Annotated in this window: 15 protein-coding genes; 6 read left to right on the plus strand and 9 right to left on the minus strand. The window is 62.2% G+C overall.

Annotation, left to right across the window (positions count from 1 at the left end; translation table 11 throughout):
- The first annotated feature begins 62 nt into the window (after positions 1 to 62).
- On the plus strand, positions 63 to 1,244 hold the full coding sequence (locus tag BUB53_RS05975) for an MFS transporter (RefSeq protein ID WP_073033799.1): 1,182 nt from the start codon (positions 63 to 65) through the stop codon (positions 1,242 to 1,244).
- Between the two features lie 426 nt (positions 1,245 to 1,670).
- On the opposite strand, the gene pdxY is transcribed toward BUB53_RS05975, so the two are convergent.
- Genes pdxY through BUB53_RS05990 form a run of 3 tightly spaced genes read right to left on the minus strand, consistent with a single transcriptional unit; the run spans position 1,671 to position 3,924 of the window.
- On the minus strand, positions 1,671 to 2,519 hold the full coding sequence (gene pdxY, locus BUB53_RS05980) for a pyridoxal kinase (protein WP_073033800.1): 849 nt from the start codon (positions 2,517 to 2,519) through the stop codon (positions 1,671 to 1,673).
- Positions 2,516 to 3,196 (minus strand): MOSC domain-containing protein, encoded by a 681-nt coding sequence (locus BUB53_RS05985; RefSeq protein ID WP_073033801.1) that lies wholly within the window; start codon positions 3,194 to 3,196, stop codon positions 2,516 to 2,518. The genes pdxY and BUB53_RS05985 overlap by 4 nt, the downstream gene beginning before the upstream one ends.
- The gene (locus BUB53_RS05990) at positions 3,193 to 3,924 is read right to left on the minus strand and encodes a glutamine amidotransferase (RefSeq protein ID WP_229709493.1); all 732 of its coding nucleotides are present in this window, start codon (positions 3,922 to 3,924) and stop codon (positions 3,193 to 3,195) included. The genes BUB53_RS05985 and BUB53_RS05990 overlap by 4 nt, the downstream gene beginning before the upstream one ends.
- 57 nt (positions 3,925 to 3,981) lie before the next feature.
- Between BUB53_RS05990 and pdxR the strand changes: the two genes are divergently transcribed.
- Positions 3,982 to 5,394 (plus strand): MocR-like pyridoxine biosynthesis transcription factor PdxR, encoded by a 1,413-nt coding sequence (gene pdxR, locus BUB53_RS05995; RefSeq protein WP_073033803.1) that lies wholly within the window; start codon positions 3,982 to 3,984, stop codon positions 5,392 to 5,394.
- Positions 5,395 to 5,396: 2 nt separating this feature from the next.
- Here pdxR and bioB read toward each other — a convergent pair whose 3' ends face one another.
- From bioB to BUB53_RS06020, 5 genes are all read right to left on the minus strand, one after another.
- Positions 5,397 to 6,371: a biotin synthase BioB gene (bioB, locus tag BUB53_RS06000; RefSeq protein ID WP_073033804.1), complete on the minus strand. Its 975-nt coding sequence runs from the start codon at positions 6,369 to 6,371 to the stop codon at positions 5,397 to 5,399.
- On the minus strand, positions 6,368 to 6,925 hold the full coding sequence (locus BUB53_RS06005) for a biotin transporter BioY (RefSeq protein ID WP_073033805.1): 558 nt from the start codon (positions 6,923 to 6,925) through the stop codon (positions 6,368 to 6,370). Before BUB53_RS06005 ends, bioB begins: the two co-directional genes overlap by 4 nt.
- Positions 6,926 to 7,009: 84 nt before the next feature.
- Positions 7,010 to 7,678 carry a GntR family transcriptional regulator gene (locus BUB53_RS06010; protein WP_073033806.1) on the minus strand — a complete coding sequence of 223 codons (669 nt, stop codon included), beginning with the start codon at positions 7,676 to 7,678 and terminating at the stop codon, positions 7,010 to 7,012.
- Between the two features lie 38 nt (positions 7,679 to 7,716).
- Positions 7,717 to 8,229 (minus strand): hypothetical protein, encoded by a 513-nt coding sequence (locus BUB53_RS06015; protein ID WP_073033807.1) that lies wholly within the window; start codon positions 8,227 to 8,229, stop codon positions 7,717 to 7,719.
- A 169-nt stretch (positions 8,230 to 8,398) separates the two neighbouring features.
- On the minus strand, positions 8,399 to 8,773 hold the full coding sequence (locus BUB53_RS06020; protein WP_073033808.1) for a LysE family translocator: 375 nt from the start codon (positions 8,771 to 8,773) through the stop codon (positions 8,399 to 8,401).
- Between the two features lie 166 nt (positions 8,774 to 8,939).
- Here BUB53_RS06020 and BUB53_RS06025 point away from each other — a divergent pair, with 166 nt between their 5' ends.
- The 4 genes from BUB53_RS06025 (at position 8,940) to BUB53_RS06040 (ending at position 16,758) form a co-directional block, all read left to right on the plus strand.
- The gene (locus tag BUB53_RS06025; RefSeq protein ID WP_073033809.1) at positions 8,940 to 9,929 is read left to right on the plus strand and encodes a helix-turn-helix transcriptional regulator; all 990 of its coding nucleotides are present in this window, start codon (positions 8,940 to 8,942) and stop codon (positions 9,927 to 9,929) included.
- Positions 9,930 to 10,023: 94 nt separating this feature from the next.
- Positions 10,024 to 12,165, plus strand: coding sequence for a TonB-dependent receptor (locus tag BUB53_RS06030; RefSeq protein WP_011747746.1), 2,142 nt, complete (start codon positions 10,024 to 10,026; stop codon positions 12,163 to 12,165).
- Between the two features lie 4 nt (positions 12,166 to 12,169).
- Positions 12,170 to 13,345 (plus strand): MFS transporter, encoded by a 1,176-nt coding sequence (locus BUB53_RS06035; protein ID WP_159437765.1) that lies wholly within the window; start codon positions 12,170 to 12,172, stop codon positions 13,343 to 13,345.
- Positions 13,342 to 16,758 carry an ABC transporter ATP-binding protein gene (locus tag BUB53_RS06040; RefSeq protein ID WP_073033811.1) on the plus strand — a complete coding sequence of 1,139 codons (3,417 nt, stop codon included), beginning with the start codon at positions 13,342 to 13,344 and terminating at the stop codon, positions 16,756 to 16,758. The genes BUB53_RS06035 and BUB53_RS06040 overlap by 4 nt, the downstream gene beginning before the upstream one ends.
- Before the next feature lie 152 nt (positions 16,759 to 16,910).
- Here BUB53_RS06040 and BUB53_RS06045 read toward each other — a convergent pair whose 3' ends face one another.
- Positions 16,911 to 17,531, minus strand: coding sequence for an SAM-dependent methyltransferase (locus BUB53_RS06045; RefSeq protein ID WP_073033812.1), 621 nt, complete (start codon positions 17,529 to 17,531; stop codon positions 16,911 to 16,913).
- Positions 17,532 to 17,542: the final 11 nt, after the last annotated feature.

Below are 17,542 nucleotides of genomic sequence, written 5' to 3' on the forward strand. Positions count from 1 at the left end.
AAGATTAGAAAATTTCATTATCTCAGCAAGAGACGTCAGTTGTGCGAACAAGGCCGTAGTGCATGTCTGTTGCTATGCAAACTGGCCGTGTCCGTTCCGAACATCTATCCGCCGCTCTGATCCGCCTTCTGGCAGTCGGTGCCGGCGCGGCCGTCGCCAACAGCTATTATAATCAGGCTTTCCCCGGCCATCTGACTGCGGATTTCGGGCTGACGGCTGGCACCGCCGCCATCGTGCCCGTGCTGACGCAGGCGGGCAACGCGCTCGGGGTGCTCTTCCTCGCACCACTCGGGGACCGCCTCGAGCGTAAGTCGCTTATCCTCGTGACCATCGCCTCCCTCGTGGCGGCGCTGATCGGTGCGGCTGTCTCGCCCGGCTTCGTGTGGCTCGCTGTTGCTAGTTTCGCGGTCGGCCTGTTCGCCACGGTCGCCCAGCAGATCGTGCCGCTCGCCGTACATCTGGCTCCTCCCGACAGGCAAGGTCGTGCACTCGGCACGGTAACAGGCGGCATCCTGATCGGTATTCTGCTTGCCCGTGCGGCAAGCGGCATAATCTCGGACCTTTGGGGATGGCCAAACGTGTTCTGGCTGGCGGCGGTCGTGATGAGCATTGTCGGCGCGGCGCTGGCGTGTTGGCTTCCCCGTGCGATGCCGACGACCAACTTGAGTTATCTGCGCCTGCTTGGATCTCTTTGGACGTTGGTACGCAAGTATAGCGTTCTCCGGCGCGTGGTCGTGGTGCAACTCCTGATCTTTGCGGCCTTCATCAGTTTTTGGTCGAACCTCGCGCTTCTGATGGCTGAGCCGCAGTATGAATTCGGAGGAACAGCTGTAGGTCTTCTGGCGCTGGTTGGTGTCGTCGGCGCGCTTGCCGCGCCTATCGCAGGCGGTTTCTCAGACAGGCGCGGGCCTGCCGTGGTAGTGTCGATGGGCGCGGGGCTCGTGGTACTGGCCTTCGTCATTTTCGGGCTCTGGCAAAGGTCCATTATTGGGTTGGTCGCCGGCATTGTGATCATGGATCTCGCTGTGCAATCCGCCCAGGTTGCCAACCAGTCGCGCGTTTATGCACTCGATCCGAACGCGCGCAGCCGGCTTAACACCATATTCATGGCGACCATGCTCGCGGGTGGCGCGGTCGGGGCTGGCATTGGTGGCGCTGCCTACGCCGAGTGGGGCTGGAGCGGCACATGCGCCTTCGGCGTGATCTCGGCTACCTTGGCGATGCTGTTGTCGCGGAAGTCCTAAGACCATTAACAGACCGGCTTACTCACAAGCATAATGCTCTTTCCCGTCGCAAGTCTACGTTGCGAGCCCCATGGGAGGTGCCAAATGGATTGAGACAGAGGTCTTTTGAGGTGAGTGGCCGCTTCGCCAGAATGCGATTCTGGTACTTACTGCTGAGCCGGTCGAACGCCAGCTTTGAAGAATGCAGCGAGCCGGCACCCTGATCTGCGACCAAAAGCTTCCGGCTGGAATCTGCTTTGTTTGAGCGTGCGCTAGCCATCCGGTAGGGTCGCTCATTGATATCTCGCTCTTTCGTCCTACTCACTGCGAGAGCCATTTCAACGCGCTTGAAATGGGTTAGACTGTCATTTTGCGACGCCAGGGACGACTTGGCAGGTCATTCCAAGAAGTAAACCGATCAGGCGACGATGTCCGCGTCACCCGGCCTCAGCCGGACCCAAGCGAAAGCAGCGCGCGACGAAATTCCGGCTCGCTTAGTACCACCTCGCCCGCACCAAGCGCCTCGGCGTGGCTGAGGGCGCGGGCGGCGAGAGTTTGGGCCGTCTCGATGGCGTGGGGCAGGGCAAGGCCCTGCCCGATGCCCGCGACCACCAGCCCGGCAAAGAGATCGCCGGTGCCGGGCAGGGCGATCGGCAGGCGTTCGGTCGGGTGGCGGCTGAGGCCTTCGGGACCCATGAGTACCGTCTCGAGTTGCCCGGGGCCGGTGTCGTCGAGCACGCAGCCGGTTGCGATCAGATGCGCTTCGGGCGCGATGTGCAGCGCCTCGCGCGCGGCCTGAAGATCCGCCAGAGTGCGGATCTGCTGCCCGGTGAGCCAGGCGAGTTCGAAGGGGTTCGGCGTGGCGATGTCGGCCATCGGCAGCAGCCGGTCGCGCAATACAACGGCGATGGCTTCGGGGACATAGAGGCCGGGACCGGTGTCGCCCATCACCGGGTCGCAGATGTACCGCAGGCTCGGGTTCGTGGCCTTCGCCTCGGCCACGAAATCCGCCACCATCTCGGCCACATCGAGCGAGCCGATGTATCCGGTGAGGATGTAATCCGCCCGCTCGGGCAAGCCGCGTTCGCGCGCGCCTTGCAGCAGGTCGGAAAAGAACTCGGGCGGCAGGGCGCGGCCGCGCAGGGTCGGGTAGTCGGGTGTGTTCGAGAAGACCACGGTGGGGATCGCCGCCACCTCGAGGCCTGCCGCCTGCATCGGGAAGAGCGCCGCGGAATTGCCGACATGGCCTAAGACCACCTGGCTCTGGATCGAGATCACGAAAGGGGGGCGTTTCATGCGGTGCCGTCCAGTCTTGCACTCCAGTCCTCGACCCGGCGGCTTTCCAACCGCTGGACCGCGTATTTACGCCAGCCCTCGGCCAGGAAATCGAGCGCGGCGATGCCTTCGAGTTCGACCAGGTTCATCCGGTCCACATAGAGAGCGTGCCAGAGCCTTCGCAAAGTCCAGTCCGGGGCCAGACGGCCGATCAGCTCCAGCCGGTCGCCGGGCGCGACTGTGCCGGTCTGGAGCACCCGGTAATACCATCCAGTGCGTCCCGTCTGCTGCACGCGCCGCGCCATGTCGGGCACGCCGAAGCGGTGGTTGAGCTTCCAGCAGGGCTGGCGCCCCTGCGAGACCTGGATCAGCGCACCGCCCAGCCGGAAGGTGTCGCCGACGGCGACCTCCGCTTCGGTGAGCCCGGCGGTAGAGATGTTCTCGCCGAATCCGCCAGGAGCGGTCAGCGCCGGAAGGTCACCGAGTTCCGCGCGCCAGTCGCTGTAATGATCGAGCGGATAATGATGTACGGCTTTCTTGATGCCGCCATGTACCCGCCGGTCGGCCTGTTCGTCGCCTGCGAACCCCTCGGGGCCGAGCGTCAGCGGGCGGCTGACCGGCGTCTTGTCGATGCCGCTCAGCGTGTCGCTTCCGGGCAGGGGGGCGGCGCGGCCGGTCAGAAGGGTGACGGTACTCATGGCTCCAGCTCCCGCAGCCAGTGTCTGAACATGGCTTGACCGGCGGCGCGCAGCGCGGGGCCATGTACCTTGGCATCTTGGCGGAGGGCCTCGGGGGCAATCCCCGCCTGCGCCAGCTCTGCGCTATGGCCGATCAGCCAGCGCTCGAAATCCGGCAGCATCCCGGCCTCGGGGTGGAATTGCAGGCCGAGAATAGTGCGGCCCCGGGCGAAGCCCTGCGTCTCGCAGGCGGGGGTCGCGGCGAGGCGCTCTGCTCCGACAGGCAGCGCGAAGCCCTCGCCATGCCAGTGCAACACCGGGATGTCCGAGAGGTGGGCAAGCGGGCCGGCCCGGCCAGGCGCTGTTAGGGTCAGGGGCGCGAAGCCGATCTCCTTTTTGGCGATGGGCGCGACACGGGTTCCGAGGGCCGCGGCCATGAGCTGTGCGCCGAGGCAAATGCCGAGGGTTGGACAGTCCGCCGCCAGCCTCATCGCCAGCCAGTCCCGCTCCTCCGTCATACAGGGAAAGGCGGCGCTGTCATTCACGCCGATCGGGCCACCCAGCACCACGACCAGATCCGGTTCCAGCGGGTCGGGCAGTGGCACCACCGCCGCCTCGATGTCTCGGAGCTGGTAGCCGGCGTCCCTCAGAACCGGGGCAAAGGTCCCGAGATCTTCAAAGGCCAGGTGGCGCAGGATCAGGGCGGATTTCATCGTGGAAGCCTCTTGCGTTTTTCGCCTCTGTGGCAAAACACTGGCCTATGCAAAAGTGCCAGTATGAATGATTGAGATAGGCCGGTTTTCGACATGCGCGAACCTCTTGCCCTTGAGATGGAGCCGGGCCACGACGGCCCGCTTTTCCTCGCCATTGCCGAGGCGATCACCCGTGACATCACCCGCGGACGCCTGAAGCCCGGAGCGCGGCTGTCCGGCACGCGGGCGCTGGCGCGCGAGCTGGGGGTCCATCGCAATACGGTGGATGCCGCCTATCAGGAGCTACTGACGCAAGGCTGGTTGCAGGCGGAACCGGCGCGGGGCACCTTCGTGGCGCAGGATCTGCCGCAGGGGATGCTGGTCCGCAGGCCCGCGCCCGCGCCGGTCAATCCAGTGTTACCGCGCGCGGGGCTCGCGTTCACCGACGGCGCGCCGGACCCCAAGCTGGTGCCCGACAAGGCGCTGGCCCGGGCCTTTCGCCGGGCGCTGCTGTCGCCGGCCTTCCGCGCCGGGGCGGATTACGGCGATGCGCGCGGCACGTCCTCGCTGCGCGAGGCACTGGCGTCCTATCTCGCCACGGACCGGGGCGTGGTCGCGGACCCGTCGCGGCTGCTGATCGCGCGGGGCAGCCAGATGGCGCTGTTTCTGGCCGTGCGGGCGGCGCTGTCTCCCGGCGAGGCGATCGCGGTGGAGGAGCCGGGCTATCCGCTCGCCTGGGAGGCGTTCCGCGCGGCGGGGGCAAAGGTGCGGGGCGTGCCGGTGGATGGCGGGGGCCTGCGGATCGACGCGTTGGAGGCTGTGCTGGCTCGCGATCCGCGCATCCGGGCGGTCTATGTTACGCCACATCACCAGTATCCGACCACGGTGACGATGGGCGCGGCGCGGCGATTGCAATTGCTGGAGCTGGCGCAGCGCCATGGGGTCACGCTGATCGAGGACGATTACGACCACGAATACCGGTTCGAGGGCCGCCCGGTGCTGCCGCTGGCCGCCCGTGCGCCCGAGGGCCTGCCGCTGATCTACGTGGGCTCGCTGTCGAAGCTGCTCTCACCGGGGATCCGGCTGGGCTATGCGCTGGCGCCAGAGCCGCTGTTGACCCGCATGGCCGAGGCGCGCGCCGCCATCGACCGGCAGGGCGACGCGCCGCTGGAGGCGGCGCTGGCGGAGCTGATCCGCGATGGCGATCTCGGCCGTCACGCCCGCAAGGCGCGGCGGGTCTACCGGGCGCGGCGGGATCTGCTGGCGGGGCTGCTGGGGGAGCATCTGGCCGGGCGGGCGACATTCGATCTGCCCGCCGGGGGCCTTGCGCTGTGGCTGCGTTGCGAGGGGAGGTCGGCCGAGGCCTGGGCCAAAGCCGCGGGGCAGGCGGGTCTGGCGCTGCTGCCGGGTACGCGCTTTGCGCTGGAGGGTCCGGCGCCGCAAGCCTTTCGTCTGGGCTATGCGGCGCTGGACGAGGGGCAGATCGCTCGGGCGGTGGACATCCTCGCCCGAAGCGTTTCGTGCTGACCTTATTCCGCCGCACCCCGGGGCCGGACCTGCGCGGGGGCGATGTGCATGCCGAGCCGGGCCAGCAGATCCTGGTCCTTCCACGTCGCCGGGTTGCCGGTGGTCAGCAACTGGTCGCCCACGAAGATCGAGTTCGCCCCGGCAAGAAAGCACAGCGCCTGCAACTCGTCGCTCATCCCCGTGCGCCCGGCCGACAGCCTCACGACGGATGCCGGCATCAGGATGCGGGCCAGCGCCACGATGCGCACCAGCGCGAAAGGATCGACGGCCTGGGCACGCGCCTGCACCGGCACGCCCTCGATTTCGTTCCAGAGGTTCACCGGCACGCTGTCGGGATGCGCAGGGAGCGTCGCTAGCGTCACCAGCATGGCGATGCGGTCCTCTTCGGCCTCGCCCATGCCCAAGATGCCGCCGCAGCAGACCTTGATACCGCCCTTGCGGACCTGTTCGACCGTATCGAGGCGGTCCTCCATCGTCCGGGTGGTGGCAATCTGGGCGTAGTACTCGGGCGAGGTGTCGATGTTATGGTTGTAGAAATCCAGGCCCGCCGCCTTCAGCCGCGCGACCTGTTCGGGCGACAGCATCCCAAGCGTCATGCAGGTTTCCAGCCCCAGATCCGAGACGCCCCGCACCATGTCGCAAAGCTTGTCCATGTCGCGGTCCTTGGGGCTGCGCCAGGCGGCCCCCATGCAGAACCTTTGCGCGCCCGAGGCCTTGGCGCGCCGCGCGGCGGCCAGAACCTCGTCGGCTCCCATCAGCTTGGTGGCCTTCACCCCGGTCTCGTGATGGGCCGATTGCGAGCAATAGCCGCAATCCTCGGGGCAACCGCCGGTCTTAATGCTGAGCAGGCTCGCGGTTTCGATCGCGTTGGGGTCGAAATGCGCGCGGTGCAGGGTCTGGGCGCGATGCATGAGGTCGGCGAAGGGCAGGGCGTAGATCGCACTGGCCTCCGCCATGGTCCAGTTGGTGCGGATCATTGTGCGCGGGTCCGGAGGCGGGCGATGGCCGCGATGAGGCCCGAGGCCAAAGTCAGCTTGACCAGATCGCCGAGCAGGAAGGGCGTGAGACCCGCGGTCAGCAGTCCCTGCGCCGGGACATAGAGCGCCAGCCAGGCGAGGCCGAGGGCATAGACCACGGCGAGGCCCGCCAGCATCGCCAGGAAGCGCCCGATCAACCCGCGCTCCTGCGCCAGCCAGCCGGTCAGGCCCGCGCCCAGCAGATAGCCCGCCAGATAGCCGCCGGTCGGCCCAACCATATAGGCCAGCCCGATGCCGCGTTCCGGCGTGCCGGAGAAGACCGGCAACCCCAGGGCGCCCGCCGCCAGATAGGCCGCCATTGCCGCAAAGCCGAGCCTCGGCCCGAGCGTGGCGGCGAGGAAGAACACCGCCAGCGTGTGCAGCGTCATCGGCACCGGCCAGAACGGGATCTGGATCTTGGCGCCGAGCGTGATCAGCGCCGCGCTGCCGAGCGCCAGCGCGAGGCTGCGACCGAGCGCGGCGGGACGGGTCAGAGAGGGGGTAAGAAATGCCATGGGTCTGTCCTCCGAAGATAGGCACCGAGTCTATCTATAATTACGAAGGCTTTGCGTGGTGCTGGCAATTAAGTTTATAGATAATTATCCAGGAATCTCGTAAGTCTCTCGTAGGTCGGCATTTTTCACGGCAGTCTTGCGCTTGCCGATCCAGCCGACATGGCGCGCGAGCGTGGCGCAGGCGAGGTCGGTCTGCCCCTTGCGCAGAGCGTCGAGAATGGCGCGGTGGTCGTGATCTGTGCGCGCCTCCCAGTCGCGCCGCCATGCGGCAAAAAGGAACCGGGCGCTGGCTGCCTGCAGGTCGTCGATCGTTCGCAGCAGACGCGGCATCCGGCAGGGGGACAGGATGAGCCGGTGAAAATGGCGGTTTGCTGCCTCCCAGTCACGGACGGTACTGGCACTGTCGCCGTGGCGCGTAACCTCTTCTGCTTCTTGCAGAATAGCGCGTGTCATATTGGGCGCGGCATGGCGCAGGGCGAGGCTTTCGAGGCTGGACCGCATCTCGGCCACTTCGCGCAGTTCGGCCACGTCGAATTCGGTGACCCGAAAGCCGCGCCTTGGTTCGCTCTCGGCCAGGCCTTGGGTTTGCAGCTCGCGGAAGGCCTCTCGGACCGGGACATGGCTGGCGCCGAACTCGGCAGCGATATGGTCCTGCCGGAGCCGCGCGCCGGGCGGAATCTCGCCCGAGATGATACGGTCGGCAAGGACGCGGGCGATGCGGGCAGACTGGGTCTCTTCTGGGGCGTGTTTCATGAATTATAGATAATTCATGCTGCGCCGCCCGTCGACAGTTAAGGTGGGCTTTGCGGCTCATCTGTCATCGTCGCCGTCTTGTAGGACCTGGCAAGCCTCTGCAGGCTCAGGCAGCCCTTGGTTGCAATGTTGGGAATTCGCAATTCGTAAAGATCAGCGGCTCCGACACGTCTTCCCTCTTTCGGAGGTCGGCTGACACATCGGAAGGTCAGGATAGTCCGCCAGCCCCCGAGAACGTGCCAACTTGCTCTGACGTCGATATCTCTCCATGGGATGATCGCCTCGGGATTTATGGCGTTCATGAGGATGCCCTGCGCAGTGAATGTCAGTATCGGGCCTTTTCGTCGTCCGTACTTCCAATGCAGGAGGACGGGCGCAAACCCCAGTGGCACGGCCAATGCCAGAAATACCACCTGAGATGCCCTGCCTTCGAAGCCGGGCTCCTGCATAAGAGACATCGCCACTGCGAGAGCTGGAACGAGGAAGAGCCCGGCCATAAGCCAGAACCCGGCAAGCCGAAAATACGACAGCCAGATCACCAGATCAGGCATCGAATGCGCTTGGTGTGCCTTGTCCACCTTCAGAGCCAGAACATGAGGCACGTTGCCGATGCAAGCGCCGCGAGGGTTCGGTTTGCGCGCCTGAGGCTGGTCGGACTCGAGAGATGGCGCCGCAGGGCGGATCCCATGGCAGACCAGACGGCCATGCATGGGGTGCCGATCAATGCGAAGGCGAAGCAAATGACCAACAGTTGGGGAACAACCGCCTGCTCAGGATGCAGAAATGCCGAGACGGCGGTGATCGCGCCAGCGCATATGCTTTCCAAAGCTTCAGGGCGAGCCAGAGCAGATAGAGCGTCCCAGCCACCTTGAGTGCCAACTGAATACCTGGAATCTGTGCGAAAAGGCTGCTGAGACCGGCGGCCACGAGCAGGATCTGGGAGATCACACCGGTCGGAATGCCAACGATCTGCGGTATGGTGCTCCGGAAGCCAAATACCAGTCCCGCGTTTGCGAGAAGCATGTTGTTTGGTCCCGGGGTGATCGACATGACAAAGGCATAGAGCGCCAGCGCCCCGATCGTCGCAATCTGCATTTTCCGCGTCCTCTGATCCTCCCAACGACACGATGATCGAGCGTTCTGCCAGACAAGGCGATTGAGAAGTTCTCAACGAAGCGTGAGCGTCCAAAAGCAAATATGGGAGCTCTGCTCCCGGCGGCGTGCGGTTGCTCTTGGTTCTCAATGTTGCTACTCGAAGGCCATGACCTGTCTCGCCCCCTCTAATCTCGGGGGCGGCTTCCGCCACAGCGATCTGGAACGCGCCGCCGAGGCGCTCTCGATGCGGCTTCAGCCCCAGGATACCGCCCTGACGACGATGAATGGCCCTGTGATGCAAGGCCGGATGCTGCTGCACGAGGTACAGCCGGGTTTGCACGCGACTGGCTATGACATGAAGTTTGAAGTCGATCTGCCCTTGGTCGAGGAGATCGAGGAGGATGTGATCCTCTGCAGCACACTCGTCTCGGGTGAGAGTGAGCCGATGGTCATCGACGGGCACGAAATCACTTTTTCGACTGGCGGATCACGTCTCATTTTCGTCCCAAAACGCCGCGTCTGCATTGGGTCATGCGTCGCAGGCACTCAGGGAGCCGTCGCGGGTTTCTCACTACGGCGCGCCTGGCTTGATCAGTTTGCGGATGATGATGGCACACTCGACCCTCTCCGCCAGATGTTCGAGGACGGAGTTGGAAGCCGTGTCCTGAGAGAGGGGGGGCCATTGCGTGCTCTCGCCGGGCAGATGCTATCACAGGACTATCTCGGCGCTCTCGGACGCATCAACATTGAGAGTGCAGTGTTGGCGTCGTTGGTGGCAGTGACCGGTGTACTCACAGCCGACATGCGAGTTCCGCCTGGCATGAGCCGACGCCAGTTGCGCCGAGTTGAGGACGCCCGCGATATCCTTGCTGCGAGATTGGCAAATCCGCCGAGTATGGAGGAGCTTTGCCGATGTGTGGGAGTCAACCCCACGACGTTGCGCGCGCAGTTCAAGGCGACGTTTGGCACGACGGTTTTTGGTTGGTTGCGCGATCGCCGGCTCGAAGTCGCTCGAGTGATGCTGGCGGAGGGAGAGCATTCGGTCACAGAGATCGGTTGGCGTGTCGGGTTCTCTAATCCTGGCGCCTTTGCGACGGCTTATCGTCGGCGTTTCGGTTATCCTCCTACTGCCGAACGCAACCGTCCCGCTGGATAGCTGCGCCACGGAGAAGAACTTCTCCGCCGCGCAAAAGTCTGACGAGGAGACATATGGCATATCCGGGCGAAATCGACCCCGGGGACATACCGCCATGAAGATTCGCATTGCTCTTTTGACTTCCGTCTTGATCCTGCCGCCGATTTCCGTCGGTGCTCAAGTACAAGACGATGGAAGCTTCCTTCTGGGCACGATCCATATCCAGGCTCGCAAGCGGGATGAACTAGCCTTCGAGATCCCAGTCGCGGCGACGATACGGGAAGGCGCGGATCTAGAATTTGGGTCATTGGATCCCGGCGTGGATCTGGCGCGCACTACGCCGAATTTCAACTATGTAGACTTTGCCGTTCCCGGAAACTCGTTTGGTTCGGTGCGGGGTATCGGGCCATTGGGAAGCCCTTTAAATTCGCTCGACAATACAATTGGGTTTTCCACGAACGGGGTGCCGACAACCTCATTCGGATTCTCTCCTACACTCTTCGATGTCGAGCAGGCCGAGGTCTTGAGGGGGCCGCAGGGAACACTTTTCGGACGAAACGCACTGGGTGGTGCGGTGAATATCGTTACGAGGCGGGCCGATGGTGTGCCGGAGTTCATCGTCGGAACGGAGGTTGGAGAAGATGGCCTGCGAACGCTCGATCTCGCTGCTGGCGGCTGGGTTGTTCCCGATTTGGTGGCTGGACGTGTGGCGCTCCGTTTCCAGGAGTTTGATGGTGATATTCCGAACGGGGTTGCGGGTGGAAAGGACGGGGACGCAAGTATCGCGGCTGGACGTATCTCACTTGCCTTCGACCCTGATGGACCTTTAAGCGCGGACCTCGTTCTGGGCCGGGATCGCGACAGGCGAAATAATCCAATATATTTGTGGGCAGAACATCCCGACTTTCCCGTTAGCGGATCGGACATGGTGCAGGTCGGCGAGCGCGTGATTGATCATATCAGTTTGAGCGTCCAACGCGAGTTCGAGGGGTTCACCTTTCACTCCGTCACGGGATTTCAGGATATCGCGGTCACAACCATCACCGATGATACGGATTCGTTCCTGTATTCGAGGTATTTATCGGACTACGGAATGCCGATGTCACCAGGTGCATTTTCCGATCCGGATGAAGACTGGGGAATCGTTTATGAAGGCGAGCGTGTCTTCAGTCAGGAATTTCGGCTGAATTCTCCTGAAGGAGCGCCAGTTGAGTGGGTGGCGGGACTGTCCTACTTCCGCTCCCAATACGACATGGATCGAACGCAGCAGAGCAATTACTCCCCGTCTCTGAACGGACATTACGACACCACGATCACCAGTCAGACACTGGCGGTCTTCGGAGACATTTCCGCGCCTGTCAGTGACCGACTGACCTTCTCGGCAGGCCTGCGGGCCGCGCGCGATCGCCAGACCTTCGACACGACCTATGTCTCGAATGGCGCTCCGGGCACGGTGCCAGGGCATCGGCAAAGCGGCAGTTTCGAAGATGACTACGTCACTGGCCGCGTTGCAGTAGACTGGCGCTGGAACGATGAATGGATGAGTTATGCCTCGATTTCCAGGGGGTATGCTTCTGGTGGATTCGAACGTTATTCCTTGAACGCCTATATGGGACTGGACACGCCTCCCTTCCGGCCATCCACTTCTTGGGCTTATGAACTGGGCACGAAAGCCGAGCTTTTGGACGGCCGGCTCAGCCTGTCGGGCGCACTGTTCTACAACAATGTCGCGGACGGACAGCTGACGGCATTCGACGCGGCCACAATGAGCTTCGCGTTCGATAATCAGGATTACCGAAGCTATGGAGCCGAGCTCGAGTTTCGTGCGGAGTTGACGCCTCATGTGGCGCTTCGAGGGGGTGTCGGTTGGACGAGAACGCGCTTGGTCGATGTCCCGAACGGGGTCACCACTGGCGCGATGAATGGCAACAGGGTTCCGAATATGCCCGAGCTTACCGCAAGTCTTGGGCTGGACCTTCGCTATCCTCTGGGCCGAGGTGAGGCAATTGCCTCTCTGGATGTGTCGCATGTCGGAGGACGTATGGCTGACATTGGCAATAGCTGGGAAATCCCTTCGTACACGGTGGCGGATCTCCGAGTCGGTTGGGAACGAGACGGGATGGAACTCTACGCCTTTGCCCGCAATTTGACTGATGAACGGCCTATCTACTTCTCGTCCACGTTCTCGCCAAACGCACATAGCGCAATTGTTGGCCGCGGGCGCGTCCTTGGCCTTGGCGCAACCTGGCGGTGGTGACGAAGTGGAGGACGTATCGGGTGTGTCTCGGCGGCTCTCTACGCCGGAATTGGGCGCGATCTTCTCGCTGAACCTAGTGCAAGGGGTGCCGGCGTACTTCTTCACAGTAGCGCTACCTGTTTTGCTGAGGGATTCAGGAGCTTCACTGGAAGTCATCGGAATGGCCTATGTGGTTTGGCTTCCGTGGGCGTTGAAGTGGTTGTGGGCGCCGATTTTCGACAGCAGGCCCCAAATTCGATATTTAGTGCTTCGGTTCAGTCCCGGATTGTTGGCAGCCGTCTTTCTCTCTTTGATCAGGTTTGCCCCACTCGGAACAACTGCACCGCTATTGCTGCTTGCAGCCTTGGCTGCCTGCGCCGGTGCATCTCTACAAATTGCGCTTGCGGCAGAGGTGATCGGACGCGCCGATGATGGCGGACGGGCGGTAGCCAATACGCTTCAGGTGATCGGTATGACGACAGGAGGTGTTCTGGGCGGTGCCGTACTGTTGTGGCTAGCATCCCGGATCGGCTGGGTCCCTGCGATCCTGTCCGGCTCTGCGCTGATCCTTGTTCTCGGCACGACAGCCTTCCTGATCCGTCCGGTACGGACGTTGCCGGGCCCTCGGATTGCGCCTTGGAGGTCACTGCGAAGCAGTAGGGTGATCGGCCTCGTGCTTCTCGTCGGACTTTCGGCCGCGGCGGATGGTTTTCTGGGTGCGAGGCTTCTCGATTCCGGACATGATGCGGTCGAGGTCGGTTGGTATCTGGGCGCTTTCGCCATGCTGGCCATGCTTCCCGCGGCAACTGGTGCGGGGGCGTTGCTCCGCCGTGTAGGCGCCTTGGCTACGCTGCGGTCGTTGCTCTTGCTGAAGGCTGCGCTACTGGTGATGTTGACGCTGTTCCCGTCTCATCCGTTGGTGAGCATTGCCTTGGCGGTAGTTTGCTTCGCAGCCAGCGCCTCAGTGATGACTGCGACGTGGCAAATCTACATGTCGTCGGTTCAGCCGACCGCTGCAGCGAGCGGCTTCGCCTTGCTGACCTCTCTCGAGGCGATGGTTCTCATGTTTGGCGGTATGGCCGCAGGTCAGGTTGCGGCTCGATCGGGGTATTCCCCGATCTTTTATGCTGCTGCTCTCGCTGCCGTCCTGGGGGCTGCAGTTTCACCCCTCTTGCTGTCTGACAGGGAGGTTGCCCCATGATTGTTGGACTGCTTGCTGGCTATCGTTCCGTTCTGGTGCTTTCCGCCATTTTGTCGATCTTCGGAACGGGCCTCGGGTTGGTACCGTATCTCGCCGCCTGGAGGATTGCAGTGGCGATTCAAGGGGCAGGGATCGACGCCGGAGAACTTGTGTACTGGACGGTGCTCGCGGTGTGTGCGCTGATCACCAAGGCATTGCTGCAGGCTGGGGCGACGACGTTGTCGCATGTGGCAGCCTATCGCATCCTTTATCAACTGCGGCATCGTCTAGTCGAGAAACTGGCACGAGTGCCGCTTGGCGTTTTGTCAGGAACTACCTCCGGCCATCTTCGAAAGATCGTCATGGAGGATGTCGAGCAGATCGAAGAAGGCATTGCTCACGCGATCCCGGACTTGGCCGCAGGACTTTCGGTTCCGATCCTATCTGGGGTTCTTCTCCTTTGGGTGGACTGGCGCATGGGTATCGCAGCAGTGGCCATGTTTCCATTGCTGCTTGGGGTCTATCTTCTCACCTTGCGTGCGACGCGGCCGCATTTGGCTGCCTATGTCGGGGCGATCTCAAACTTGCGTTCTATTTCGGTCCAGTATGTTCGCGGAATCAGGGAGATCCGGATGTTTCTGCACACTGGCACAATTCTCGAGGAGCTCCACGACGCACTGGATCGGATGGCGCGCGTCGGTCAGTCCTTTGCCTTGTCGAGCCTCACGCCAATGGCGATCCTCTATGCCGGCCTTCGGGCTAATGTTCTTGTGTTGATCCCCGTCGGAGCCTTTCTGTACCTGTCGGATGAAATCTCCGTCACTGACCTCACACTCTTTCTGTTATTGGGGTTGGGGATCAACGCGCCACTGCTGAAGGTCGTCTTTTCGGCAGGTAACTTCTTTTGGAAGCTGAAAGGGGCAAGCGCGCAGATCTCCACAATCTTTGAAACCGAGGAGCTTCCTCAGCCCGAGTATCCACAGAGACCCGACGGCTACGACATTAGCTTTCAGGATGTGTCGCTATCTATGGACGGGAACGCCATTTTGTCGCGGGTATCGGTCACGATTCCGGCAGGCACGACCCTTGCTCTCGTCGGGCCGTCCGGTGCGGGCAAGTCGACTTTGGCGCGTTTGTTGATGCGATCTCGTGATCCTGATCTGGGGCGCATCCTGATCGGAGGCTGCGATCTCCGCCAGATGGAAGATCGACATCTCGAAGGTATGGTCAGCGCGGTGCTGCAAGACGCCTGGCTCATGAATGCGACAATCTATGAAAATATCCTTTCCGGGCGCCCCACCGCGTCTCGCAAAGAAGTCGAGGCCGCCGCCCGTGCCGCAAGGGTGACGGAGTTCTCAGCTGATTTGTCCTTTTTTGTTGGCGAGGGGGGACGCAGCCTCTCAGGCGGGCAGCGACAACGTGTGGCTATCGCCCGTGCCATTCTGCGCTCTACACCGATCGTCGTGTTGGATGAAGCGACAGCGGCTTTGGATCCCGACAATGAACAGGCGGTGCGGGAAGCTCTGGCCGAACTGGCGCATGGAAGAACGGTTCTCGTGATCGCGCATCGCCTAGACACCATACGCAATGCCGACCAGATAGCTTTTGTAGAGGCAGGTGAGATCTCCGACCTTGGAAGCCATAGCGACCTTCTGCAGCGGTCCTCCGGTTACCGACGGTTGTGGAAGGAATATGATTCAGTCGAAGGCTGGCATCTTGAAACGGGCGCTGTTCGATCATTGCCTACTGTCGTGCAGAGGCCTGGCCAAGCGTATCAGGAGCCTGGGATCCCTTCGGGAATGGTCGCACGTTTCATGCACCTCGCGGGCCCGGGACGTCGTACACTGATGTCCAAGGCTCTGCCCATGCTCGCGCTTGAAGGGGCCGTGGCCGGAGCGCCAGTGATCGCAGTGTGGTTGGTGCTCGATCGCGTTTTGGCCGGTGATCTTACCCGGCCTTTCGCGGTCGCGGCTTCGGGTTTCGTCGCGCTGTGCATACTCATGTTCGTTTTTGCCAATAGGCTTTCGCACCGGGTGTTGTGGCAGGTCCAAAGCACCGCTGTATCGGCCCTGCAGGCACGCATTGTCCGACAGATGCGTCAGATACCACTGGGTGACGTAATTGCTCGCGATACCGGTTCGCTGGAAGCGCTTATGTCGCAGCATTCTGCAGCGATCAACTTTGTCACACCTCCTGCTCTGGCGATGCGGGCCATGGTCGGTCCGCTTCTCAGCGCGATTGTTCTTTTCTTTCTGGATTGGCGATTGGCCCTCTTGACCTGTGCGATGGTGCCCGCGTTCGGTGTGGTAATGGTGTTCGCTGACAGGGTGAACGCTCGGATGCTGCAGCGACTGGTTGTTTCGAATGAGATGCTCTCTGCTCGCCTGTTGGACTATATTCAGGGCTTGCCAACCTTGCGCAGCCTCGGCCTCTCCCAAGCATATGGCCCTGTGGAGGATGCCCTGGAGACGCACAGACGCATCTCACTGTCCACGGTAACGGCGCTGATGCCGATCGTTACGGCAGGGTGGATATTCCTGGACGCGGGCTTCGTGATCTTGCTCGCCGGCGGTGGCTGGATGGTCCTGCATGAACTCATGGAAGCATCGACGTTCCTGCTCTTTCTCGTGGTAAGTTTGGTGTTCTATGCGCCACTGACTGATGCCTTCGACTTGTCGTCTCAATTGCGCCTCCTGCAAAAATCCATGTCGCGAGTGGGGGAATTTCTTGCGATCGCCCCTCTTCCCGAACCCGAAACGCCAAAGTTACCCGTTTCTCTGGATCTTCGCTTTCAAGACGTTCATTTTTCTTACGGCGATAAGCCGGTCTTGAATGGCATCAATCTCGATTTCCCGGCGGGGAAAATTCACGCGCTTTGCGGTACGTCGGGATCCGGAAAATCGACTATTCTCGACCTGATTGCGCGTTTCTGGGACGTCCAGAAGGGGCATGTCACGATTGGAGGCGTGGACATTCGGGACATTGCGCCAGAATTGCGCAGCGCCATGGTCGCAGTGGTTTTCCAAGACAGCTACCTCTTCGATATGAGCGTCGCGCGAAATCTGCGGTTAGCCAAGGCCGATGCAAGCGATGAAGAATTGTACGCTGCTGCTCAGGCGGCCTGTTGTCATGACTTCATCATGGCGTTGCCGAAGGGATATGAGACCGTCATAGGCGAAGGTGGAGCAAAGCTCTCCGGCGGTGAACGTCAGCGCATTGCTCTTGCGCGCGCCTTCCTGAAGGATGCTCCGATCATTTTGCTGGATGAGGCGGCGGCGTCCATCGATCCCGAGACAGAGAGCCATATGCGTCAAGGGCTAGCCAAACTATGTGCCGGTCGAACCGTGATTATGATCGCACATCGGCCAAGTACGATGCGTCAAGTCGATCAGAGGATAGAGATGAAGGACGTGCTTGGTCGCGACGACCGCTGACTTGATGCGAAGATTGCAAGAGCACCAACGTGATGTTTTCCTAGGCGCACAGTTAGTGCAGGCGATGCTTGGTCCAATAGTTGGCGGGGCAGGTGGGGCCGAAAGGGGCCGCCAGGCTGCAGGCCCTTGCGGACCTGCAGGGAGGTTGTAGCCTAACCCAGCCGTTCCATGAAGATCACGTTGTCCTCGACCGTTTCGCCCTGAACCTCGTCTCTGGTTCCCATGCGCGCGATGGCACAGACGCAAAGCCTCCGCCACTGACGGGGATCGAGCGCGAGCGAAGCCAGCGTCTCCTCAGCGGTGGGAAAAATCGTGTCCTTGATTGCCTTGGATCCCGGCGGGTGCGAAGCGTGTTCAGTGATCAGAAGGTGTCCGCCGGTGGACACCGCGCCTGCCGCCCGGGCCAGCACACGCGCGCGCGGCCAGTCTCGCGGTGATTGCAGGAAGCTGGCCACGACGAGGTCGTACATGCCTTCAGGGAAGGTTTCGGCCAGATCGTGCTCTTCGAACTGGACCGTCCCGGCCAGTCCGGCGCGGCTGGCGCTATCAGCCGCATAGGCGAGCGCCACAGCAGAGACGTCCACCGCCGTCACCTGCCAGCTCTGCCGGGCCAGCCAGAGCGCGTCGTCCCCCCGGCCGCAGCCCAGCTCCAGCGCACGCCCCGGCGCCAGCGGACCGGCGAACTGGGACAGAACGAGGCCGGGCTTGCCAGAGGTTTCGTCGGTCTTTTGGCGGTAGCGGTCGTTCCAGAAGTCTCGTGTGGTCTGGTGCATGGCGATGCTCC

The sequence above is a fragment of the Roseovarius pacificus genome, assembly GCF_900142665.1.
Lineage (GTDB): Bacteria > Pseudomonadota > Alphaproteobacteria > Rhodobacterales > Rhodobacteraceae > Roseovarius > Roseovarius pacificus.

Excerpts from the sequence above, each read along its gene's own strand:
- BUB53_RS06020 (WP_073033808.1), bottom strand. The coding sequence starts at position 8,773 with ATGCAGATTGCGACGATCGGGGCGCTGGCGCTCTATGCCTTTGTCATG.
- BUB53_RS06005 (WP_073033805.1), bottom strand. The coding sequence starts at position 6,925 with ATGGCATTTCTTACCCCCTCTCTGACCCGTCCCGCCGCGCTCGGTCGC.
- BUB53_RS06025 (WP_073033809.1), top strand. The coding sequence starts at position 8,940 with ATGACCTGTCTCGCCCCCTCTAATCTCGGGGGCGGCTTCCGCCACAGC.
- BUB53_RS06040 (WP_073033811.1), top strand. The coding sequence starts at position 13,342 with ATGATTGTTGGACTGCTTGCTGGCTATCGTTCCGTTCTGGTGCTTTCC.
- BUB53_RS06030 (WP_011747746.1), top strand. The coding sequence starts at position 10,024 with ATGAAGATTCGCATTGCTCTTTTGACTTCCGTCTTGATCCTGCCGCCG.
- pdxR (WP_073033803.1), top strand. The coding sequence starts at position 3,982 with ATGCGCGAACCTCTTGCCCTTGAGATGGAGCCGGGCCACGACGGCCCG.
- BUB53_RS06045 (WP_073033812.1), bottom strand. The coding sequence starts at position 17,531 with ATGCACCAGACCACACGAGACTTCTGGAACGACCGCTACCGCCAAAAG.
- BUB53_RS05985 (WP_073033801.1), bottom strand. The coding sequence starts at position 3,196 with ATGAGTACCGTCACCCTTCTGACCGGCCGCGCCGCCCCCCTGCCCGGA.
- BUB53_RS06015 (WP_073033807.1), bottom strand. The coding sequence starts at position 8,229 with ATGCCTGATCTGGTGATCTGGCTGTCGTATTTTCGGCTTGCCGGGTTC.
- BUB53_RS05975 (WP_073033799.1), top strand. The coding sequence starts at position 63 with ATGTCTGTTGCTATGCAAACTGGCCGTGTCCGTTCCGAACATCTATCC.
- pdxY (WP_073033800.1), bottom strand. The coding sequence starts at position 2,519 with ATGAAACGCCCCCCTTTCGTGATCTCGATCCAGAGCCAGGTGGTCTTA.
- bioB (WP_073033804.1), bottom strand. The coding sequence starts at position 6,371 with ATGATCCGCACCAACTGGACCATGGCGGAGGCCAGTGCGATCTACGCC.
- BUB53_RS06010 (WP_073033806.1), bottom strand. The coding sequence starts at position 7,678 with ATGAAACACGCCCCAGAAGAGACCCAGTCTGCCCGCATCGCCCGCGTC.